A 22,304-nucleotide genomic window follows, 5' to 3' on the forward strand; every position below is an offset into this window, starting at 1 on the left:
TTCTTTGGCAGGCTTCTGGGGCAGGCTTTTGGGCGATCTGTTCCGGCCGCGCGGGGGCCGTGCCGACGGGCCGGGCCGTGCGGTGCCTCAGCGGGGAATATCGACGTAATCGAGCCGCCGCATGCGGTCCATCAAGGCACCCTGGTATTCGTCCGGCACGGCCAGCGTGCCCAGAGCCCAGCCCATGATGTCGACATCCTCTTCGTCCAGCAGCTTCTCGAACCAGGCGGCCTCCGCCTCGCCCCAGGTGCCGTGATAATGATCGAAAAAGCAGCCGATCATGTAATCGGCCTCGCGCGTGCCACGATGCCAGGCGCGGAATTTCATCCGGCGCAGGCGCGCTTCGTCCAGCGGTGCGGGCTCTTGAGTCGCGGTCGTGTCGGTCGTGTCGCTCATGGCGGTTGCGGGTAAGCCAGCTTGCCCCATGGCGCAACGGCTGCTTGACGATTATGGCGGCGCCATGCGCCCTGAATTGCTCAATGCCCTGTTTGCCGAGGCCACCAGCCTGAAAGGCGTGGGTGCGGGTCTTGCCCGCCCGCTCGACAAGCTGGGGCTGACGCGGGTGCGCGACTTCCTCTATCATCTGCCCGATCGTTTCGTGCAGCGGCGCGCCGTGGCCAATCTGGACGAGGCCACGCTGGGGGAACAGGTCGTGGTGCCCATCACCGTGCGCGAACACCGCCCGCAGGCCGGCCGGGGGCCGTTCCGGGTCATGGCCGAAGACGCCGTGGGCAACCACGTGGCGATCGTCTATTTCGGCCGCGCCGCCTATAGCGCGAAAAAGGCGCTCCCCGTGGGCGAGCGGCGCTGGATCGCCGGGCGGCTCGACCAGTTCGGCCAGGGCTGGCAGATCGTCCATCCCGATCATGTCAGCGAGGACAGCGCGGGCCTGCAGGGACGCCTGACCGAGGCGGTCTATCCGCTGTCCGAGGGATTGACGCAGGGGCGCGTGGCAGCGCTGGTCCACCAGGCGCTGGCCCAGGCGCCGACGCTGCCCGAATGGATCGAACCGGGCCTCCTCGCGCGCGAGGAATGGCCCGGTTGGCGGCAAGCCCTGGCCGCCGCGCACCAAGCGCCGGACAAGCGCGCCAGGGATCGCCTGGCCTATGACGAGCTGTTCGCCAATGCGCTGGCCCTGATGCTGGTGCGGGCGGCCAACCGCACCCGCAACGGCCAGCCCCTGCATGGCGACGGGCGCCTGCGTGCCAAGCTCGATCTGCCATTCGCGCTGACCGGGGCGCAAAAGCGCGCGATCGCCGAGATCGAAGGCGATATGGCGCAGGGCTCACCCATGCTCCGCCTGCTGCAGGGCGATGTCGGATCGGGCAAGACGGCCGTGGCGCTGCACGCGATGCTGGTGGCGGTCGAAGCCGGCGGGCAGGCGGCGCTTCTTGCCCCCACCGAGATTCTGGCGCGCCAGCATGCCGATACCCTGGCCCGGATGGCGCAGGGCACGGGGGTGAACATCGCCCTGCTCACCGGGCGCGACAAGGGCCGCGTGCGCGAGGCGCTGCTGATGAACCTGCTCGATGGCGGGATCGACATTCTGGTGGGCACGCACGCGATCTTTCAGGACAGCGTCGCCTATCGCAACCTGGCACTGGTAGTGATCGACGAACAGCACCGCTTTGGCGTGGGCCAGCGCCTGATGCTGACGCAGAAGGCGCGCCGCCCCCCGCATTGCCTGGCCATGACCGCAACGCCGATCCCGCGGACGCTGACTCTGGCGCAATATGGCGAAATGGACGTTTCGCGGCTGGACGAGATGCCGCCCGGCCGCCAGGCGATCGATACCCGCGTGGTGGCGCAGGAGCGACTGGCCGACGTGATCGACGGGATCGGTCGTCACATCGCGGCCGGGCATCAGGCCTATTGGGTCTGCCCGATGGTGCGCGAGGCGGAGAACGAAGATATCGCCGCCGCCGAAGCGCGCCATGCCATGCTGGCCGCGCGGTTCGGCAACGGGGTCGTCATGGTTCACGGGCAGATGCGGCCCGAGGCCAAGGACGCCGCGATGGAACGGTTTGCCCGTGGCGAGGCCAGCCTGCTGGTGGCGACGACCGTGATCGAAGTGGGTGTGGACGTGCCCAACGCCACCCTGATGGTGATCGAGCAGGCCGAACGCTTTGGCCTGGCGCAATTGCACCAGCTGCGCGGGCGCGTGGGGCGGGGCAGCCAGAAATCCACCTGCCTGCTGCTGCGCGGCGACATGGTCAGCAAGGTCGCCCGCGAAAGGCTGGCCCTGATGCGCGAAACGCAGGATGGGTTCCGCCTGGCCGAGGAGGACTTGCGCCTGCGCGGCGGCGGGGAACTGCTGGGTACGCGCCAATCGGGCGATACGCCGTTTCGCGTCGCCGATTTCGAGCAGATCGCCAATCTCCTGCCGATCGCGCACGATGATGCGCGTCTGCTGATGGAGCGGGATGGCGGTCTTTCCTCTCCGCGTGGAGAAGCGGCGCGGGTTCTGCTCTATCTGTTCGAGCGGGACTGGGGCGTGCAACTGCTGCGCGGCGGCTGACGCCGCATCCTTTTCCTTGGCGTTTGCCTTGTCCAATGCCAGAAACGGGGCATGATCCTTCGTGCCGTGCGCATTCTGCTTGGCCTGCTCTATCTGGCGGCAGGTGTGCTGCATCTGGCGCTGCCGGGGCCGTTCCTGAAAATCACGCCGGCCTGGGTGCCCGATGCGCCGCTGGTGATCATGCTCACGGGCCTGGCCGAACTGGCGGGCGGCATGGCGCTGGTGCAACGCTATAGCCCGGCGTTGCGCCGGGCGGCGGGGTGGGGGCTTGCGACCTATGCCCTGTGCGTGTGGCCGGCCAATGCGAACCATATGGTGATGGACCTGGCCCGGCCCGATCACGGCCTGGGCCTCGCTTATCACATCCCTCGCATGCTGGCCCAGCCGTTGCTGATCTGGGCGGCGCTATGGGCGGGCGATTGCCTCGGGCGTTCCCGGTCGTCCGCTTCGCCGGGCTGAACGGCTGCATCAAGGAAAAAAGACGGCAGCGCGGGAATGCCCGCGCTGCCGGCAAGGTGGAAGCGGCAACTTAGAACTTGTAGCCGACAGTGCCGAAAACCTGGCGCGGCGGGATGTATTCCGCGCTGGTGGTGCCCGAACCATAAGGATCGGCAAACTTGTTGCTGATCCCGGCTTTGTCTGTGATGTTGGTGCCCGTGACCGAGAAGGTGAACGGCGAAGCATTGGGCCGGTATTGGATCATCAGATTGCCGATCGTATAGGCCGGCACCGTGTCGAACTGCGGCACATTGAAAATGCGCGAGTTGAACTTGCCGCGATAGATCACTTCGCCGCGCAGCATCAGTTCGCCCGGGCCGACCGGGGCGGTATAGGTGGCGGCAAAGCTGCCCTGCACGCCCGGCAGCTTGGGGATCTTTCGGCCATTGGTGTTGATAGCGGCGCCCTGCACGGCCGAAATCACGCGCGGATCGTAGTACCAGCCGGCAGGAAAGCCCAGCGCGGCATAGGTCCGGCCGCGGACGTCCTGCGCGCTTTGCTTGTCGATCGTGAAATAGTCGCCATGGAACTTGCCTTCGGCCAGTGCCAGGTTGCCGTCGAACCGCAGCTGCTTGGTCGGCGCCCACGTGGTTTCGAACTCGATGCCATAGGTTTCGGCACGCGGGATGTTGGCGGTGCCGCCGGCAAAAGGCACCGGGTCTTCGGCGGTGAACTGGAAATCCTTGTACCAGTAATAATAACCGGCGACGTTGAGGCGCAGGGTCTGATCGAAGAATTCGTTCTTCGATCCCACTTCGGCCGCCCAGACCGTTTCCTTACGGTATGTGCTCTTGACGAAGATGGAATCGCCGCTGAACGTCACCCCGCTGGGCTTGTAGCCTTTCGAGCCGGTTACGTAGACCATGTTGGTGGGCGTCACCTGGTATTGCACGCTGACTTTCCCGGTCAAAGCGTCGCTGGTGGCGGTGCGCGGGGTCAGCACGGTGAAATACTGCACGGGCTGGGCCGAAATCCTGTCCCAGTTATAGCGCAGGCCGCCGATCAGATCGAGCTTGTCGGTGGCGTGAACGATGGCCTGGGCATAGCCGGCCCATGTCGTATGCTGATAGGGGCTGTCGGTCTGGAACGACACGGCCTCTCCGGTGGCGGGATCGACGGAAAAACCCCCGGTCGTGTGTTCCAGGATGTTCTGCAACGCGCGCTGGCGCAGATAGAACCCGCCGATGACCCATTCGACCGATCTGTTAGGCGTGGACGAGGCCGAGATTTCCTGCGTCCAGGTGCTGCTCATGTCCTGCCACTTGACCAGATTGTCCTTGTAGTTGGCATAGATGAAGCGGTCGTTGTCGACCGACTGGTCCTTGTTGAGATATTGATAGGCCGTGACGGACTTGAGCACGACCTTGTCATCGAGCGTCTGCGCGATGGAAAGATAGGCCATGCGCGTCTTGGTCAGGTACTTGCCGCCGAAATCCTGGCTGACCACGCGCGGATTGGCGTTGGGATCGGCGACATAGGTTGTGCTGCCGGCGAGTGGATCGGTGCTGCAGAGCAGGCATTTTTGCAGCGCGGCGTTATGATCGGCATCGAACGACTGCGCCGAAAGTGTCACGCTGGTATCGACCGAAGGCTGCCACAGCAATGAAACGTGGGCACCCAGATTGTTGGCATTGTCGAGCGGATAGCGATCGTAGCCGGGCACGCCTATGGCATAGCCGTATCCGTCGTGCCGCAGATATTGCACCGTGCCGCGCAGGGCCAGGGTTTCGGCGATCGGTACGTTGAGCGTGCCCATTGCGCGCACGAAATTGTAGTTGCCGTAGCTGAGCTGCGCTTCGCCGGTGTAGCTGCCCAGCACCGGCTTGCGCGTGATCACGTTGATCGCACCCCCGGTCGACGTCTGGCCGAACACGGTGCCCTGCGGCCCGCGCAGCACTTCCACATGATCGACATCGAGCAGGTCCTGGTTCAGCGCCACGACATGGGCGATATAGACTCCGTCGATATGGAACGCGACACCGGGCTGCGAATTGGGGTTCTGCGCGGTTTCATAGCCCACGCCGCGAATGGCGATGACACGCTCGTTCCCTTCGCTCTTGGTCACCGTCAGGCCGGGGATGAAGCCATTGAGATCGGCTAGCTCGACAACGTTGCGCTGGCGCAGCCCTTCTTCCGAGATCACGCTGATCGCGATCGGCGCGGTTTGCAGGTTCACCTCCCGCTTTTCGCCGTTGACCACGATCGTGCCGATCGTGCCGCCGTCGGCCTCGGCCGCCGGATCGGCGACAGGGGCGGCGACCATGTCTGCCCCGGACTGGGCATCGGCGGCATGGGCATCGGCAGCATGGGCATCGGCAGCATGGGCAGACGTCGCGGCAAGCGCCACGAGCGACGCGGCGGCAGTAAGCAGGACAGATGACGGGCGCATGGGATTCCCCCCTCGAAGAATGCTTTTCATCGCTTTTCAGACAGCCCCCCGGCTGCGTATTCTCCCCGAACCTGGCCTAATGCGTGGCAGGCATTTTTTCACCATGCCAGCATCGTTGGATATGGCGCCCGCGGTCTTGCGCGGCAACGCACGAATAGTTGACCGATCGATGCTGCGGCAAGGCGGATGTTGCAATGCGGCGCTTCGTGACCGTACATCGGGCCGGCGCGTATCGGGCCGTCCATTTCTCTTGCGCCCGGGGTCAAGACATGGCGCATTGCCGCGTGCACAACCGGCCCGGCACAGACCGTCAGGATACAAAAGCAGACCGTCACGATGCACAACACGATGCACAAGGAGCATGATCTTGTCCGCAACGTCGCCTTCCGCCCCCGCGCTTTTGCCGGTCGCCAGCCGCGCCGCGTGGCGGGGCGATCAGCTGAGCCAGGGCCAGGACTGGGTCTATGAACTTTCGGACGCGCAACGGGCCGAGCTCGAGGCGCTGGGTGCCCGTTTCATGGCAGACGATCCCGATCTGCGTACCGTGCAGGCGTACGAATATCCGCTGGTGGAAACGGCGTCCGCCTGCGAGGACTGGCGCCAGGAAGTCGAATTCGGTCGTGGTTTCGTGCTGGTGCGCGGGTTGCGGGCAGAGCTTTATTCCGACGCGCTTTCGGCCGCGATCTATTATATCCTGGGCCTGCACATGGGCGATCCCATCCGCCAGAACGAAATGGGCGATCTGATCGACCACGTCTATGCGACGTCGGACAAGACGATGGACGACCCCACCGCCCTGTCATCGAAAGTGCGCGACAAGCTGGTCTATCATTCCGACAGTTCCGACATCGTCGCGCTGATGTGCCTGCGCGGCGCAAGGAAGGGCGGCACCTCGTGCCTGGTATCCGGTGCCGAGATCTATAACGAGATCCTGCGCCGCCGGCCCGATCTGGCGCCCCTGCTGTTCGAGCCGTTTCACTGGGACTGGCGCCGCCAGGATCACGAGGCTCCGGCCGATACCTATACCTCGCCCATCGTCAGCCTGAAGGACGGCGTGTTCAGCATGTATGCCGGCTCGCTCTACATCCTGACGGCGCAGGAATATGAAGGCGTGCCGAAGCTGACCGACGACCAGATCGAGGTGCTGCGCCTGTTCGACGCGATAACCTATGAGCCCGGCATGGCGATCGAGATGGATTTTCGCCCCGGCGACATCCAGTGGCTGTCGAACTATGCCGCGCTGCACGCCCGCACCACGTTCTGGGATTGGCCCGAACCCCAGCGCAAGCGTCATCTTCTGCGGCTCTGGCTGTCGAGCAAGGGCGCGCAGCCGGTGGTCGATGGCTTTGGCAAGAACGGCGTGGTGCAACACCGCGCCGCTCCGCGCAACGGCGCATCCGAACACCCGGACGCGCACTTCGACGTGCGCGGCATGGCGGTGCCGCGGCTTATCGCCTGAACCGGCGTCGTCGTTACACCGGTTTTTCGCCCAGGATCTGCACGCGATAGCCCGAGCGGCGCTGCGGGAAATAGTCCCAGATCGCCGAATGCTGCGCACAGCGGTTGTCCCAGAAGGCAATCGAGTGCGGCTGCCAGCGGAACCGGCACTGGAACATCGGGTGCTGCACGTGTTCATAGAGATAATTGAGGATCGCCCGGCTTTCGAGGGCTGGCACGCCCTCGATATGCGTGGTGAAGCCGCGGTTGACGTAGATGCATTTCCTGCGCGTGACCGGATGAGTGCGGATCACCGGGTGGCTGTGGCGCGGCAGCTTCATGCCTTCGGGGGTTATCCCGCCAAAGCCGACGACGGCATCGTGAACTGCGGTCAACCCTTCCAGATAGGCCTTCATCCGCTCCGACAGCGCGTCATAGGCGGCATACATGCTGGAAAACACGGTATCGCCGCCGACCGGGGGAATGGTGTGGAGATAGAGGATCGAGCCCATCGGCGGCGCTTCATCGCAGCTCATGTCGGAATGCCAGTCTTCCCCGGCCACGTAAGTGCTGTTTTCATCGGCGTGGATGATCGTCACTTCCGGGTGGCCGGGGACCTGCCACGGCGCCGTGCTGGGGGCGATATGCACCCCGCCGAAATAGCGGGCCAAACGGATGTGGTCTTCGTGGGAAAGCGGCTGGTCGCGGAAGAACAGCACCAGGCGGTCGGCCATGGCGGCCTGCAGTTCGGCCACCTGCGCCTCGCTCAACGGCTGCGTCAGGTCCAGGCCCGATACTTCCCCGCCGATCGTCGGGGTCAGTTCCGTTACCGTGATCGTTGCATAGGGCATTGGCGTGCTTGCCTTTTCAGATTAGCGGCCAGGCCATGCGCAGCGGCAGGCCCGAGCGGGAGACGATGGCCTGGGCGGCATCCTGCGCCTGGGCCAGCAACTGGTCTTCGTCGATGGTCGTGCAGCGGCCGGCCTCGATCACGCGCCGGCCCTCGACCCACACGCTGTGCACGCCGCGCCCGTCTGCCGACCACACGAGTTGCTGCACGGGATTGTGCAGCGGCACCCATTCGGTGCGCCGTGCATCGTGCAGCACCAGGTCTGCCCGCGCGCCAACCGCCAGCGTGCCCACCTGGCCTTCCAGGCCCATGGCCCGCGCGCCGTTGACCGTCAGCATTTCCAGCGCGCTTTCGGCCGGAAACAGCGCGGTGTCGCCGCGTGCATCCTTCCACAGCCCGGCCATGAGGCGGGCCGAGGGCATAAGATCGTGCCGGTCCCCGCCATCGGTCCCAAGCGCGATCGTGATGCCGGCCGCCGCCATTTCGGGAAAGAGGCCACGCGTCGTCGCCTGATAACCGCCTTTCAGCGCGGCTTCCGGGCAATGCACCACGTGCGTGCCGCTTTGCGCCAGAAGCGCCACTTCGCTCTCGTCCACATGCACCATGTGCACCAGTGACAGATGATCGCCCAGCACGCCAAGGTCTGCCAGCCATTGCACCGGGCGCCTGCCGGTCTGCGCCAGATACCATTCCGGATCGCCGGCCGCCGGGGACATGTGGGCGGCAATGCGCAGGCCTCTGTCGCGCGCGATCGCGGTGGCGGCCTGCCACAGTTCAGCCGTGTTGGTCATGTGCCCGACCAGCAGGGGCCAGGCGGCGATCAGGCGCTTGCCGTCGTCGGGCCAGGCGGCGAGGTCTGCCTCGAACGCGGCAAGCGCCTGCGCGGTCAGGGCGGCCTGGTTCTGATCGGGGGAAAAGGCGCGGTCCATGCACCAGCGGCCGATGCGGCCACGGATGCCGGTGCCCTGCACGGCCTGCGCCACGGCGTCGAACGCGATCAGCGTGCCCGCTTCCAGAAAAGTGGTCGTCCCGGTCTTGAGCATCGCCAGCACGGCCAGGCGCGCGGCCAAGGCCTGCTCCTGCGCGCTGTGGCCCTGGTAAAGCGGAATGACCCACTGGTTGAGCCCTTCGTCGAACGGCAGCGCTTCCGGCAGGAAATTGCGGATCAGCGTTTCCGTCAGGTGCACGTGGGCGTTGACGAAGCCCGGCGTCGCCACAAAGCCGCGCGCATGGATTGCCGTGCGCGGCGCAACCGCAGCCGCTACGTCTGCGCTGTGTCCCACGGCCACGATGCGCCCGTCGGCCATGGCCACGGCACCATCGCGGATGACGCGACGCTGCGCGTCCATCGTCACCAGCAGGGCGCCGGTCACCAGCGTATCGACCGGGCGCATTTCAGCCAAAGCGGAACGCCGAGATATCGGCCATCATGACATTGTCGGAAAAATCGCGCCGCCCCGCTGCGTCCGCTCCGGCGCCGGCTGCCACCATCAGCGGGATAAGGTGCTCTTCGCGCGGGTGGCTGGCCCGCGCGGCGGGCGCCGCGGCCCACTGGCCCAGCGCCTGCCAGCGCGCCGGAGGCGGACTTTCCACCGCTTGCGTCAGCCAGGCGTCGAACTGGGCCGAGGGTTGCCGCGCCGCCGGCGAGAAGAACGCGCGCATGTTGTGGAAGCTCATGCCCGAACCCACGATCAGCACGCCTTCGTGGCGCAGCGTGGCAAGGGCACGGCCGCAGCGCAGGTGCTCCTCGGGATCGAGATCGCGCTTGAGCGAAAGTGGCACCACGGGGATGTCGGCCTCTGGCGTGATCAGCAGGAAGGGCACGAAAACGCCATGATCGAACCCGCGCGTGGCATCGGTGCGCGCGGGCAGGCCTTCGGCTTCGATCAGGGTGACGATCCGCCGGGCGAGCGCCGGGGCGCCGGGTGCGGGGAATTGCAACGCGTAGGTGTGGGGCGGAAAGCCGTGATAGTCGTAGATCATGCCCGGGGCAGGCGCGGTGGACGCGGTAAAGGCGTCTTCTTCCCAGTGTCCGGAAACGACCACGATGCCTTTGGGACGCGCCGGCAGGCTGGCGATCAGCCCCTTGAGATAGGCAGCGGTCTTGTCCCAGGCGTCGGCCGGTCCGCCCATCGTCCGCCAGTCCATGAAAAAGCAGGGCCCGCCGCCGTGGGGGATGAACAGGCTGGGCATCGGGGGCGGCGTGACGGGATCGGGCATGGGGCGGCAAGGCTCCTTCTTCGACGGCCATCGCCTAGGCGGCGGGGGTGGCCCGTGTCTTGACCGGGGGCGCAAGCAATTTTGCACCGCGCGCGCGCCGGGGCGGCGAATGCCCGCGAACGCGGCGCGCGGGCCAAAGAGAAGTTGACGGCCGGCGCCCTCGTTCTTGCCCTCTGGCCCACCCACTTGGCAAGCCGTTGCGCCTTGGGTTTGATAGCCAGGCCACTTACCAGGAGTACGCCGCCGATGACGCCCTCCATGCCCGCCAGCCATGCGCGCCAGGCCGCGCAAGTGGTGATTGCCGCGACCATGGCCAATACCTTGTGCATGACGGCCGCCGTTTCCGCCACGATGGGCGTTTTCCTGGTGCCGATCGCGCAGGATTTCGGCTGGCCCCGTGCCGCGGTTTCGGGTGTGCTGGGCCTGATTTCGGTGATCAGCGCGGTCAGTTATCCGCCCATCGGCCGGGCGATGGACCGGCTGGGCGCGCGCTGGCTGATCCTGGCGGGCAATCTCGGGCTGGCGGGCGGCATCCTGCTGGTATCGCGCGCCAGTGGCACCATGGCCGATTTCTACTGGCGCTTTGCGGTGGTCGGCCTGTTCGGCACGATGGCCGCGACGGGCCTGGTCAGCAAGACGGTGTCGAACTGGTTCGACGCCCGGCGCGGGTTGATGCTGGGCATCACGGCCGGGGTGGGCAACGGCCTTGGCGCCACGCTCATGCCGATCGTGGCGAGCGTGGTTCTCGCCGCGCAGGGCTGGCGCGCGGCCTATGCGGCGATCGGCGCGATCGTCTTGCTGGCCGCGCCGTTCATCGCGCTGTGGATGCGCGATGCGCCCGACGGGGCCAGGTCGTTTCGGCCATCCGCGTCGCTGGCGCAGGGGATGCGCCTGGCCGAGGCCGTGCGCACGGGCACGTTCTGGCTGATGCTTTTGGCGGTGGCAGCGGGGGCGGGTGGCATGACGGCGGTATTCACCCATGTCGTGCCGATCCTGACCGGCCACGGGGTCAGCCTGGGCGAGGCGACTGGCGTGGTTGCCGTGTTCGCCCTGGTCACGGCGGGGTGGCAGGTCGTGACGGGCGGCCTGCTCGATCGGTTCCGCACGCCGCGCCTGATTCTGCCGATGTATGCCGGCGCGATGATCGGCATGGCGCTTTTGCAGTTCCAGACCGGCAGTTTGGCGATCGTTGTGGCCGGCGCGCTACTTGGCATCGGCATGGGGGCAGAGTATGCGGCGCTCTCGTACTTCGTCTCGCGCTATTTCGGCCTGCGCCATTTTGGCACGATCGTGGGCGCGTTCTATGCCGTCGTGGCTTTCGTTCAAGGTGTTGCGCCGATGTTGATGGACATGAGTTTTGACCGCACCGGCTCCTATGCCGGCGCCACGCTGACGATCATCGGCGCGCTGGCGCTGGGCATGGTGCTGCTGGCGCTGCTGCCGCATCCCGATCGCTTTGCCGCGGGGCAAGCGGTACGGGGCGGTGGCGATGCGGCTCGTGGCGAAATGGTGCCGGCGCAATGATGGTCGTCGTTTTCGGCTCGATCAACCGCGATCTGGTGATGCGCGTGCCGCATCTGCCGCTTGCCGGGGAAACCGTGGCCGCTACCGGCTATGCCTTGATGCCCGGCGGCAAGGGCGCCAATCAGGCGGTGGCCGCCGCGCGCCAGGATGTGCCCACGATCATGCTGGGCGCCGTGGGCGATGACGATCATGGCGAAGCGATGATCGCCGCCCTGACCGAGGCGGGCGTGGGCACCAGGGCCGTGACGCGCCTGCCCGGGCCGACCGGACTGGCCCATGTCTTCGTTGCCGATGACGGCGAAAACCAGATCGTCATCGTGCCCGGGGCCAATGCCGCGTTGCCGCCGCCAACAGATTTGCCGGTGGGAACGGCAATGGCCGTCGCCCAGGCCGAAGTGCCCGCCGCCGCGGTCGCCAGGTTCCTGTCCCTGGCGCGCGAGGCCGGCGCCCGCACGCTTTACAATGCCGCGCCGGCCTTGGCCGAAGGACGCGGGATTCTGCCGCTTGCCGATATCGTCGTGGTCAACGAAACCGAACTGGCGTTCTTTCTGGGAGAGGCCCAGGCCCCGCAGGGCGATGCCGCGCTGATCGAGGCGGCACGCCGCCTGATGGCGCGCGAGGGGCAATGGGTAATCGTCACGCTGGGCGGTGAAGGTGTCCTGGCCGAAGGACCGGGCGGCACGATCCGCCTGCCGGCGCAGGCCGTGCCGGTGGTGGATACGACCGGCGCCGGCGATACCTTCTGCGGCGTGCTTGCCGCGCGCCTGGCAGAGGGCGAAGACATGGCCCGCGCGCTTGCCGTGGCGGTAACGGCGGCGGGCATTGCCGTCCAGCGCCTGGGCGCCGCCGCCTCGATGCCTACCCGCGCCGAAGTCGAGGCTGCCCTCGCCGCACAGCAGCCCTGACCGTCAGACAGAAAAGCGCCGGAGAGCACAGGCTCCCCGGCGCTTCCTTGCGACCCTCGAAGGGCTTATTCCAGATCTTTGACCACCCCCCTGGCCGGGAACAGGCCGCGGTCGATGCGCGCATGCACGCCAAGCGTGCCGTCCACCACCTGCGTCACGCCGAAATCGGCCGCGACGCTCATCAGCGAATAGGCATCGTTCCGGCTCAGGCCCACCTGATCGTTCAGCAGATGCAGCATGTCCATCGAGGCGTTCTTCATCGCCGCGTCCAGATCCTCGCCAAAACCGTGGACGATCCAGTGTTTGGGCGTTTCGAGCAGCGGTGAAGGAAAATCGAAGTCCTTGCGCAGGATGATCTGGAACAGGCAGTTCAGCGAGCTTTCGATCGCGGTGCCCGAAATTTCCCCGTCGCCCTGGCTCACGTGGGGGTCGCCGATGGAAAAGAGGCCGCCTTTGACCTGGCATTTGTAATACATCGTCGCTCCGGCGCCGATCCGCCAGTTGTCGATGTTGCCGCCGTGCAGGCCGGGGGGAATCGTGCTGACCGGTGCGTTCACCGCAGGGGCCACGCCGGCGGTGCCCAGGTGCGGGCGGGCCGGAATGGCAATGCCGGGCAGCGCGGGCTGCCGGTCGCACGCCGGGCAATGCGTGATCGTGCCAGGCACGAGATACTTGCCCGGAAAGTCATAGGCATAGAGCGCGCTGGCGGTTTGCGTGCGGGGATCGAGGCGATAGATCGTCACTCGCTCCTTCTCATCGAATTCCTGATAGAGGTGCCCCCAGTTGGCCGCCAGGTTCGATCCATATTCGTTGCGCGGCGTCATCTGCAGATAGCGCACTTCCAGCATGTCGCCCGGCTCTGCGCCCGCGACGTAGATCGGCCCGGTCATGATGTGTACGCCCGGCGCGCGGGTGGTCGGGTCGATCTCGGTGAATATGCGCTCGACGCCTTCGTCGAACATCAGATCGGGCGCGTCACCGGCATGGTGGGTGATCGCTTCGGCATGCACCAGATCGCCGCTGTTCACGGTCAGCGCCGGCTTGAGCGCGGGCGAGAAATAGCCCCAGTGCACGGTCTCGGGCGTGGCCTTGAGATAATGCAGCGCCCCCGGCGCCGTCTCGGTCTGCCGATGGCCGCGGGTGCAAACCAGACTCATGCATGTGCCTCGTTTCGATGAACAACAGAACGGATCCCGTTTTCGCGCCATTGCCGCGGCGCGGTCTTGTTTGCGCGCGCCCTATGACTTGGCCTTTGAATGAGCCTTTGAATGGACCGGTAACGGGCCGTTTCGGTTAAGGCGCTCGCCGGTAACGCCGGCCTGCCGCAGCGGTCGCCGTGTCAACAATCGGTGCGCGCAGGCCCAAGCCGCGCGGCCACGCTCCGCGCCACAAGGCGGCACGGATCACTTGCGCAATGAAAAGGCCATGCCATGCCCAACACCCTGATCTTCGTCGACATGCCCAGCGACGATCCGGCCGCGGCCGGGCGGTTCTATGCCGAAGTGTTCGGCTGGCAGAACGATGAAAGGCCCGCCGGGGTCTATCATCGCATGGTGCCCGGCGGGCAGTTCAAAAACCCCGACGGCAGCGACAGCGCGATCGGCAACCTGCATCTTGGCATTTTCCACGCCGCCAATGCGCGGCCCCATCCCGAGGTTGCGGGCGTTGCCCCGCGCGGCCTGGGCACCGCCGTGCGCAAGCCGCGCATCTGGATCCTGATCGCGGATGACGACAGCGCCGATCGCATCCTGGCTGCCGCCGAGCAGCGCGGCGCGGTGATCCTGTGGCGCGACCATTACTGGTCCACGTTCAACGGCTATAACCATGCCTTCCAGGACCCCTGGGGGAACGAGATCATCCTGTGGGGCAAGGCCGGGACCGATCCCCAGGTGCCGGCCGATTTCACCCGGGAGTGAACGGGGCAGCGCTTCGACACAGTCTCAACAATTCGTGCTAGTCTGCTCAAGACGGCGCGGTGGCCGGGATGCCATGATCCGCGCCGCCGCCGTCCGACGTCCGATGCATCAAGGAGTTTGCGCCTGTGCCCGTGGTTACCGACAGCTTCATCCGCTCGCTCGACAGCTCTGCCGTGGACCTGGCCGAGGCGGAGACGCTGCCGCCTGCATGCTATACCAGCGCGGAATTCTATGAATTCGAGAAAGAGGCGCTTTACAGCCACGAGTGGCTTTGCGTCGGCCGGGCCGACTGGGTGGCAAACCCCGGCGACTATTTCTCCACGCGGCTGATCGGCGAACCGATCCTGGTGGCGCGCACGCTGGAGGGCGATATCCGGGCAATGTCGGCGGTGTGCCGGCACCGCGCGATGCTGGTGGCCGAAGGCCACGGCAATGCGCGGGGATTCCTGTGCCCCTATCACCACTGGAGCTATAATCTCGACGGCAAGCTGGTGGCCGCACCGGCCATGGGCAAGACCTGCAATTTCGACAAGGCGCAGTACGGCCTGCCCAATTTCAAAGTGGAAGTGTGGAACGGCTTCGTATTCGTCAGTTTCGATAACGAGGCCGTCCCCCTGGCGCCGCGTCTTGCCGCCGTTGCCGAGGCGATCGCCGGATACGATCTGGCGAGCGCCGAAGGGCCGCGTCCCGATCCGGCGCCCAGGCTGCCATGGAACTGGAAAGTGATGTTCGAGAACAACAACGATGGCTATCACGCCAGCCGGCTGCACCACGGGCCGCTGCATGATTTCGTGCCGTCGGGGCTTGCAATCTTTCCCGAAAGCGATCCGGCCGATGCTGGTTTTCTGCGTTTCAACGGCACGTTGCATGCCGATGCCAGTTTCAATGCCACGCAAAAGGCCGTGTTGCCCGTGTTTCCCGGTCTTTCCGACGAAGCGCGCAGGCGCATGACCTTTGCCAATATCCCGCCAACGCTTTCCCTCGTCATGATGAGCGACATGGTGATCTACCTGATACTGCGGCCCGACGGGCCTGAGTCGCTGGAGATGGATACCGGCTTCCTGTTTGCGCCCGGCGCGATGGCCGATCCTGCTTTCGATCACAAGCTGGACATGAATATCCGTGCTTCGGGCCATATCATCGCGCAGGACCTGCATGTCGACGAACGGGTGCAGCAGGGCCTGCGCTCCCGCTTTGCCCCGCGCGGCCGCTATTCGTGGCAGGAGGGGGCCCAGGGCCAGTTCAACAAGTGGCTGGTGCACCGCTATCGCGCCGCGCACCGGCGGCTTGCCGGAACGGTGACGGCTGCTGGCTGAGCCGGCCGGCACGGTCTTTGGTGCAGTGCAACATTGCGTATCACGATGGATTGCGTAAGGTGCGGTCGAACCCGGCAACCATAGGGCCGGCACGGATCGGGTCGCTCAGCCAAGGGGGCAAAGCCTTTGCGCTTCACCACCAATGCCTATCCGCGCGAGCAGCGCCAGGATGCCTGGCGCTTTGCCTTGCAGCGCGTTTCGCTCGATGTGCTGGCCACGCCCGACGATCTCTATGGCGAGCTTGTCAGCTTCACCAGCGGCCAGGGCATCCAGTTCGTGCGCGTGACAGGCAATGGCCAGCGCCTGGCGATCGACATGACCCAGGATGTTCCCAGCTTCTGGCTGGTGCTGCTGCTGGAGGGGCATCTTGGCGCCATGCAAGGCACCAAGACGATCGCGCTTGCCGAAGGTGACATTCTTTACGGCGGCGGGGCCGCCCGCACCGAAGTGGACCTTGCCGGGCAGCACCGTTTCCTGCTCGTCAAAGTGCCGCATGCCCTGCCTGCATTGCGCTCGCGCTCGGCGCTTCCTTCGCAGATCAGCAACCTCATCGCCGATGAGGCGATCGGGCGCATGCTCTCGGCCCTGCTGCGCTCGGTGGCCGATACGATCGTCGACGTGTCCGACGACCAGATCCGCCCGGTGGAACTGGCACTGCCGGAATTCATCGCCGCCACGCTGCTCGACAAGGCGCCGGTCAAGGAGCTGGGAGGCGCGGCCGGGGCGCGTGCGGCAACGCTGGAGCGGGTGTTCCAGTCCATCGAGATGCGCTTGTCCGATCCCGATCTTTCGATCCACCAGATCGCCGCCGAACACCGCATTTCACCCCGCTATCTGCAAAAGCTGTTCGAAAGCGCGGGTGAAAGTTTCAGCCAGTTCGTCAAGTTCCGCCGGCTCGAACGCTGCCGGCTGGATCTGGGCAGCCCGTTGCATGCCCAGCGTTCGATTTCCGAAATTCTCTATCAGTGGGGCTTCAACGACAGCGCCAGCTTCAGCCGCGCGTTCCGCGAACGTTATGGCATGAGCCCACGCGAATATCGCAAGACCGGCGCGTTGCCGGAAGAAATGGCCGAGTTGCCCCGGCGCGGACGGCCCAGCGTGCAGAAGGATGTCCGCCCGGAAGAGCGCGACGAGACCCAGCCCGCGATCGCGCCCGATCCGCCGGTGGAAGCCGATGGCCTGGTCGACGACGTGCAGGTCGATGGGGCGGCCGGCGTGCGCCACCACGTTCTGCCGGTGCGGCCCGATACAATCCACTGGGGCTATTTCAGCCGCAATCTGAAGCCCGTGCTGGAAGTATGCTCGGGCGATTATGTCACGGTCGAAACGCTCACTCATCACGCCAACGACGATGCCGAGCGGATGATCCATGGCGATCCGGCCGCCGAGGCGATCTATCGCTGGACGGCGGAAGGCAAGACGGTGGATCGGCGCGGCGCCGGGCCGCTCGATGCCTCGGTAGTCGGGCGCGGGCCGGGCGAAGGGTTCGGCGTGCATATCTGCACCGGACCCATCGCCATTGCCGGGGCCGAGCCGGGCGACGTGGTCCAGGTGCGCATTCTCGATATCGATTCGCGCCCCAGTCGCAACCCGCGCTTTGCCGGGCGCGCCTTTGGCAGCAACGTTGCCGCCTATTGGGGTTTTCACTATGCCGAACTGATCACGGAGCCCAAACCGCGCGAGGTGATCACCATCTACGAGATCGAGAAAGGCGCGGGCCTGCCGGTGGCCCATGCGGTCTACAACTATCGCTGGACCCCGCAGAAAGACCCTTCCGGCGTCATCCATCCGATGTACGATTATCCTGGCGTGCCGGTGGACCCGGAAACGATCGAAAAGAACTTCAACGTCTTGCGCGATATCGAAATTCCCGTGCGGCCGCATTTCGGAGTGGTGGCCCTGGCGCCGGCGCATTCCGAGCTCGTCGATTCGGTGCCGCCCGCCAATTTCGGCGGCAATATCGACAACTGGCGGCTGGGGCCGGGCGCCAGCGTATTCCTGCCCGTGGCCGTGCCGGGCGGCCTTCTGTCGCTCGGCGATCCCCATGCCAGCCAGGGTGACGGGGAACTGTGCGGCACGGCGATCGAATGTTCGATGACGGCGGTGATCCAGGTTATCCTGCACAAGGCCAAGGGCGCGCCGGCCCATGTGCGCGAACTCGATTACCCGATGATCGAAACGCCGAGCGAATATGTGATCGTGGGCTTTTCCAATCCCGATTACCTGCGCGATCTTGGCGCCAAGGCGCAAAGCGAGGTCTACAAGCGGTCTTCGATCGACGCGGCCATGCGCGATGCCTTCTACAAGGCGCGCCGCTTTCTGATGACCATCCGCGATCTGACCGAGGACGAGGCGATCTCGCTGTTGTCGGTAGGTGTCGATTTCGGTGTGAGCCAGGTCGCCAACGGCAACTGGGGCGTGCATGCGGTGATTCGCAAAGCCCTGTTCACCAGTTGAACCGGCCTGTTGCGGCCTGACGCACGCTGCACGTCACGCGGCCTCGATCGGCTGATCGGCCGCGATTGCCAGGGTATAGCCTTGCCAGCGATCGAACTGCCCGGCAAGCGTGCCCAGCTCCCGTTCGGCATAGTGCAGCGCGTCCTCGCCCAGCAGCAGCACGAGCGGCGGTTCCGGCTCGTCCAGCGCGGCAAGAATCGCTCTGGCCGCAAGATCGGGGCAGCCGGGCTCGGTGCCGTGCTGCTCCTGCAATATCCGGCGCGCCAGGTGGGCGGTGCCGGCGTAATCGGCAATCACCGGCTCAGCCCCCGGCAGGCGTTCGGCCGCGAAAGCGGTGCGCAGGCTGCCGGGCGCCACATTGGTCACTTTGATGCCCAGCGGCGCGACTTCCTGCGCCAGGGTGCGGCCCAGGCATTCGAGCGCGAACTTGCTGGCGCCATAGATCGCCGTGCCGGCCCAGGGCGCCAGCCCGGAAACCGACGTGATGTTGACGATGTGCCCGCTGCGGCGCGCGCGCATCGCGGGCAGGGCGGCCTTGATCACCGCCAGCGGACCCAGCAGGTTGACTTCGAGCAGCGCTCGCGCGTCCCCGAGCGCGGTTTCCTCGATGGCCCCGGTAAACCCGCGCCCGGCGTTGTTGACCACATAGTCGAGCGGGCCGACCAGGCCTTGCGCGGTGCGCACCACCACCTGCACCGCGGCTTCGTCGGTAACGTCAAGCTTCATCGCATGGGCGCGGCCCGGGGCAAGGGTGGCAAAGGCTGCCGCATCGGCCTGCGCGCGCACCGTGCCCACCACGACATCGCCGCGCGCGAGGGCGCCACGCGCCAGCGCAAGCCCGAGGCCGGAACTGACCCCGGTGATGAACCAGTTTGCCATGCGCAATCCTTTCGTCGATCCTGTGCAGGCTAGGCGCCGGGTGGCAGGCCGTCTTGGCCAGGCGCGCATGCTTTTGTGCAGATTGGCCCTTGCGCAAACCTTGGTGCGCGTGGCGACAAGAAGCGACCGCCCCGCAGCCCTAGCATGCCGGTGCTCCGCACGCTCGCCAGACGTTTGCTTTATGCCAATGTTGCTTCATTATCGTCAGATCACGGACCAGCCATGACCGACATCGAACCCACCGTTGCGCAATTCGGCCTTCCGTCAGACAGCGGCGGGCGCGACATCGGCATTTTCATGCCGATGGCCAATGGCGGCTGGATCATTTCCCGTAATTCCCCCCGTCTTGACGGTTCTTACGATTACAATCTCGAGGTGGCCAAGCTGGCCGACGACATGGGGCTGGATTTCATCATGGCCATGGCCAAGTTCCGGGGATACGGCGGCGACATCCGGCATTGGGAATCTTCGCTCGACAGCCCGCTGATGATGGCGGGCCTGGCGCAGGCGACCAGCCGGGTCAAAGTCTGGGCCACGATCCACACCTTGCTGCAGAACCCGGCGGTGGCGGCCAAGATGATCGCCACGCTCGATCAGATCAGCCATGGCCGCGCCGGCCTCAACGTGGTGACGGGTGCCTATCGTGGCGAATTCGCCCAGATGGGCGCCTGGCCCGAAGGCTTCGATCATGACGAGCGCTATGTTCTTGCCGCCGAGTGGATCGACAACATCAAGCGGCTCTGGCGCGAGGACCGGGTTACGGCCAAGGGCAAGTATTTCACGCTCGATGATTGCACGTCCTGGCCCAAGCCTGAAAAGCGCCCGTTCCTGGTTTGCGCGGGCACTTCGAAAGCAGGAGTGCGTTTTACGGCCGAGCACATGGATGCGCTGTTCCTGGCGGGCAACGATCTGGACGAACTGACTGCCAACACGCGCAAGGCCAAGGCCGGCGCCCTGGCGCTGGGCCATGCCATCCGCACCTATTCGATGATGATCCTGGTCATCGGGGAAACCGATGCGGCGGCCGAGGCGATGGTGCAGTCCTATCGCGACGGGCTGGACGAGGAAACGCTGCGGGGCATGCTGCGTGCCTATGGTTTTCTCGACAGCGAGATCGGCAAGGAAAACGACTTCACCCGCAAGGCGCGCTCGGCCCTGATGGCGCCGCACGTGGCCGGCTCGGCGGAAACGGTGCTCGCCAGGTTGACCGAGATTTTCGAAAAGACCGCGCTTGACGGGCTGATGCTGATCTTCCCCGATTATCTGGCCATGCTCCCGGTTTTCGCGGACCGGGTCCTGCCTGCGCTACGCGCCCGCTTTCCCGGCAGAATCAAGGAGGCCGTCGATGTCTGACACGGTAACGAAGCTGCCCCACGTGGCCGACCTGGCAGACATGGTCGCGCCTGCGCGCACGGCGCTGGCGGTGGTGGATATCCAGGTCGATTTCGCGGCGCCCCACGGGCTGATCGGGCGCCACGGCACCGACATGCGCGGCGCAGAGCGCGCGGTGGACCGCATCGAGGATCTCATCGCCGCCGCGCGCCGGGCCGGCGTGACAGTGGCGTTCATGCGGGTGATGACCCGGCCCGAAAGCGACAGCCAGGCCCTGAAAACCTGGATGGCGCGGCGCGGCACGCCGGGATCCGAGGCGATCTGCCGCATCGGCAGCAGCGGGGAAGACTATTATCGCGTGGCGCCCCGCCCCGGCGATATCGAAATCGCCAAGCTGGCCTATTCCAGCTTCCATGGCACCGATCTCGATCAGCAATTGCGGGCGCGCGGAATCGACACGCTGGTGATCGCCGGCATCAGCACCGATTGCTGCGTCGATTCCACCACGCGCGACGCGTTCCATCACAACTACCACACGTTCGTGGTCTCCGATGCCTGTGCCGCGTTCGAGGATGACTTGCACGTCCATTCGTTGAAAGCGCTGATGATGCACTGTTCATTGCTGACCACCACCGATGCGGTGGTCAAGGCCTGGGCAAAATGAGCGCAACGCCGGTCCGGGCCGATTTTGCCATCCGCAACGCATGGATCGTCATTATGGACGCCCGCCGGCAGATCTGGCGCGACGGGGCGCTGGCTGTTGCCGGCGATCGCATCGTGGCGGTCGGCCCGACGCAGGACGTGCTCGGCGCGGTCGATGCGCGCGAGGTGATCGACGGCAGCCGCTTCGTGCTGACGCCAGGTCTCGTCAATTGTCACGTCCACATCACCGGAGAGCCGATCACGCGCGGGCTCGTGCCCGACGATACCGACTGGCGCGCCAACGTGTTCGACTGGCTCATCCCGACCTACCTGGCCCAGACCCCGGCCGACGAGCAAGTGGCGGCCACGCTGTGCAGCGTGGAAATGCTGAAGAACGGCGTGACCACTTTTGTCGAGGCGGGCACGATCCTCGATCTGCCCGCCGTCATGGAGGCGGTGGATGCGGTCGGCATCCGCGGGCGCTTGGGGGGGTGGATCCAGGACCGCGCCTTTGCCCCCGGCGAGGATCAGGCCGCGCTGACCCGCGAGGCGATCGCCAGGCTGGAAGCGCAACTGGCGCGCTGGCCGGCCTCGCCCGACGCGCGCCTCGCCGCCTGGGGCTGCCTGGTCGGCCACAACACCGCGACGGACGATCTGTGGCGCGCGGCCACCGATCTGGCGCGCGACCGGGGCCTTGGCATCACCGCGCATATGAGCGCGGACCCGGCCGATCCCGATTACTACCAGGCCACTACCGGCAAGCGCGCGCTGCTGCATCTGGCCGATCTCGGCGTGCTTGGCGATCATCTCTCGCTGACTCACATGATCCATCTCGACGATGCCGAAGTGGCAGCCGTCGCGCAAAGCGGCACCCGTGTGACGCACTGCCCGCTTACCGCGTTCAAAGGCGGCTATGGCGCGGGCAGTCTGGGCAAGTTTCCCGAAATGCACGCCGCCGGGGTGCCTATCCAGCTCGGCACCGATGGCAACAACAACGGCAACATCGCCGATCTGATGCGGGCGATGTATCTGCTGGCCGGCCTGTTCAAGGACGCGCGGCGCCAGTCCGATCTGTTTTCGGCCTATGACGTGCTGGAATGCGCCACGCTCAACGGCGCCGCCGCGGCCGGCCTTGCCGGCACGGTTGGCGCGCTGGTGCCGGGGATGAAGGCCGATTTCGTGGCGCATGACCGGCAACGGCCGGAATGGACCCCGCTGCTCAACGTGGTCAACCAGCTCGTCTGGTCGGCCGATGGGCGCGGGGTTCACAGCGTGTGGGTTGACGGGGTGCGGGTGGTGGATGGTTATCGCATGACGCGCGTGGACGAAGAGGCGCTCTATGCCCAGGTAGAGGCCGTGGCGCCCCAGGTGATCGCGCGTGCGGGCATGGCCGTCCCTTGCGCCTGGCCGGTGGCTTGACC

At 66.0% G+C, this 22,304-nt stretch carries 18 protein-coding genes; 11 read left to right on the forward strand and 7 right to left on the reverse strand.

Going from position 1 to position 22,304, the window contains the following annotated elements; translation table 11 throughout:
* Positions 1-87: 87 nt before the first annotated feature.
* Positions 88-396: an FAD assembly factor SdhE gene (locus AC3EDY_RS11030; protein ID WP_488572547.1), complete on the reverse strand. Its 309-nt coding sequence runs from the start codon at positions 394-396 to the stop codon at positions 88-90.
* Between the two features lie 64 nt (positions 397-460).
* Here AC3EDY_RS11030 and recG point away from each other — a divergent pair, with 64 nt between their 5' ends.
* Positions 461-2,518: an ATP-dependent DNA helicase RecG gene (gene recG / locus AC3EDY_RS11035; protein ID WP_488572671.1), complete on the forward strand. Its 2,058-nt coding sequence runs from the start codon at positions 461-463 to the stop codon at positions 2,516-2,518.
* Positions 2,519-2,569: 51 nt separating this feature from the next.
* Positions 2,570-2,977, forward strand: coding sequence for a DoxX family protein (locus AC3EDY_RS11040; protein WP_488572548.1), 408 nt, complete (start codon positions 2,570-2,572; stop codon positions 2,975-2,977).
* Between the two features lie 70 nt (positions 2,978-3,047).
* Here the strand turns inward: AC3EDY_RS11040 and AC3EDY_RS11045 are convergent, their stop codons facing one another.
* Positions 3,048-5,405: a TonB-dependent receptor gene (locus tag AC3EDY_RS11045; RefSeq protein WP_488572549.1), complete on the reverse strand. Its 2,358-nt coding sequence runs from the start codon at positions 5,403-5,405 to the stop codon at positions 3,048-3,050.
* Between the two features lie 361 nt (positions 5,406-5,766).
* On the opposite strand from AC3EDY_RS11045, the gene AC3EDY_RS11050 reads away from it, so the two are divergent.
* Positions 5,767-6,864 carry a TauD/TfdA family dioxygenase gene (locus tag AC3EDY_RS11050; RefSeq protein ID WP_488572550.1) on the forward strand — a complete coding sequence of 366 codons (1,098 nt, stop codon included), beginning with the start codon at positions 5,767-5,769 and terminating at the stop codon, positions 6,862-6,864.
* A gap of 13 nt (positions 6,865-6,877) precedes the next feature.
* Here AC3EDY_RS11050 and AC3EDY_RS11055 read toward each other — a convergent pair whose 3' ends face one another.
* The 3 genes from AC3EDY_RS11055 to AC3EDY_RS11065 are packed head-to-tail and all read right to left on the reverse strand — an operon-like array spanning position 6,878 to position 9,912.
* A complete protein-coding gene (locus AC3EDY_RS11055; protein ID WP_488572551.1) occupies positions 6,878-7,693 on the reverse strand; it encodes a TauD/TfdA dioxygenase family protein in 816 nt (271 codons plus the stop codon).
* Between the two features lie 16 nt (positions 7,694-7,709).
* Complete coding sequence (locus tag AC3EDY_RS11060) at positions 7,710-9,086, reverse strand: amidohydrolase family protein (RefSeq protein ID WP_488572672.1); 1,377 nt, start codon at positions 9,084-9,086, stop codon at positions 7,710-7,712.
* Position 9,087: 1 nt separating this feature from the next.
* Positions 9,088-9,912: a DODA-type extradiol aromatic ring-opening family dioxygenase gene (locus AC3EDY_RS11065; RefSeq protein WP_488572552.1), complete on the reverse strand. Its 825-nt coding sequence runs from the start codon at positions 9,910-9,912 to the stop codon at positions 9,088-9,090.
* A 246-nt stretch (positions 9,913-10,158) separates the two neighbouring features.
* Between AC3EDY_RS11065 and AC3EDY_RS11070 the strand changes: the two genes are divergently transcribed.
* A complete protein-coding gene (locus tag AC3EDY_RS11070; RefSeq protein ID WP_488572553.1) occupies positions 10,159-11,436 on the forward strand; it encodes an MFS transporter in 1,278 nt (425 codons plus the stop codon).
* Positions 11,433-12,341, forward strand: a complete 909-nt coding sequence (locus AC3EDY_RS11075; protein ID WP_488572554.1) for a ribokinase — start codon at positions 11,433-11,435, stop codon at positions 12,339-12,341. The genes AC3EDY_RS11070 and AC3EDY_RS11075 overlap by 4 nt, the downstream gene beginning before the upstream one ends.
* A gap of 65 nt (positions 12,342-12,406) precedes the next feature.
* On the opposite strand, the gene AC3EDY_RS11080 is transcribed toward AC3EDY_RS11075, so the two are convergent.
* A complete protein-coding gene (locus AC3EDY_RS11080) occupies positions 12,407-13,498 on the reverse strand; it encodes an acetamidase/formamidase family protein (protein ID WP_488572555.1) in 1,092 nt (363 codons plus the stop codon).
* 273 nt (positions 13,499-13,771) lie between these two features.
* Between AC3EDY_RS11080 and AC3EDY_RS11085 the strand changes: the two genes are divergently transcribed.
* The 3 genes from AC3EDY_RS11085 to AC3EDY_RS11095 all read left to right on the forward strand — a co-directional run bounded on the left by AC3EDY_RS11085 (position 13,772) and on the right by AC3EDY_RS11095 (position 18,030).
* Entirely contained in the window at positions 13,772-14,257 is a 486-nt protein-coding gene (locus AC3EDY_RS11085; protein ID WP_488572556.1) for a VOC family protein, read from the forward strand.
* A gap of 125 nt (positions 14,258-14,382) precedes the next feature.
* A complete protein-coding gene (locus AC3EDY_RS11090) occupies positions 14,383-15,573 on the forward strand; it encodes an aromatic ring-hydroxylating oxygenase subunit alpha (RefSeq protein ID WP_488572557.1) in 1,191 nt (396 codons plus the stop codon).
* 126 nt (positions 15,574-15,699) lie between these two features.
* A complete protein-coding gene (locus AC3EDY_RS11095) occupies positions 15,700-18,030 on the forward strand; it encodes an acetamidase/formamidase family protein (RefSeq protein WP_488572558.1) in 2,331 nt (776 codons plus the stop codon).
* A gap of 33 nt (positions 18,031-18,063) precedes the next feature.
* Here the strand turns inward: AC3EDY_RS11095 and AC3EDY_RS11100 are convergent, their stop codons facing one another.
* Positions 18,064-18,909, reverse strand: a complete 846-nt coding sequence (locus AC3EDY_RS11100; protein ID WP_488572559.1) for an oxidoreductase — start codon at positions 18,907-18,909, stop codon at positions 18,064-18,066.
* A 222-nt stretch (positions 18,910-19,131) separates the two neighbouring features.
* Here AC3EDY_RS11100 and AC3EDY_RS11105 point away from each other — a divergent pair, with 222 nt between their 5' ends.
* From AC3EDY_RS11105 to AC3EDY_RS11115, 3 genes are read left to right on the forward strand one after another with little or no spacing between them, the layout of a single operon-like run.
* The gene (locus tag AC3EDY_RS11105) at positions 19,132-20,262 is read left to right on the forward strand and encodes an LLM class flavin-dependent oxidoreductase (RefSeq protein WP_488572560.1); all 1,131 of its coding nucleotides are present in this window, start codon (positions 19,132-19,134) and stop codon (positions 20,260-20,262) included.
* Positions 20,255-20,905, forward strand: coding sequence for a cysteine hydrolase family protein (locus AC3EDY_RS11110; RefSeq protein ID WP_488572561.1), 651 nt, complete (start codon positions 20,255-20,257; stop codon positions 20,903-20,905). The genes AC3EDY_RS11105 and AC3EDY_RS11110 overlap by 8 nt, the downstream gene beginning before the upstream one ends.
* Complete coding sequence (locus AC3EDY_RS11115) at positions 20,902-22,302, forward strand: amidohydrolase family protein (protein ID WP_488572562.1); 1,401 nt, start codon at positions 20,902-20,904, stop codon at positions 22,300-22,302. Before AC3EDY_RS11110 ends, AC3EDY_RS11115 begins: the two co-directional genes overlap by 4 nt.
* Positions 22,303-22,304 lie beyond the last annotated feature (2 nt).

It is taken from the genome of Novosphingobium sp. DS6-6, assembly GCF_057784975.1.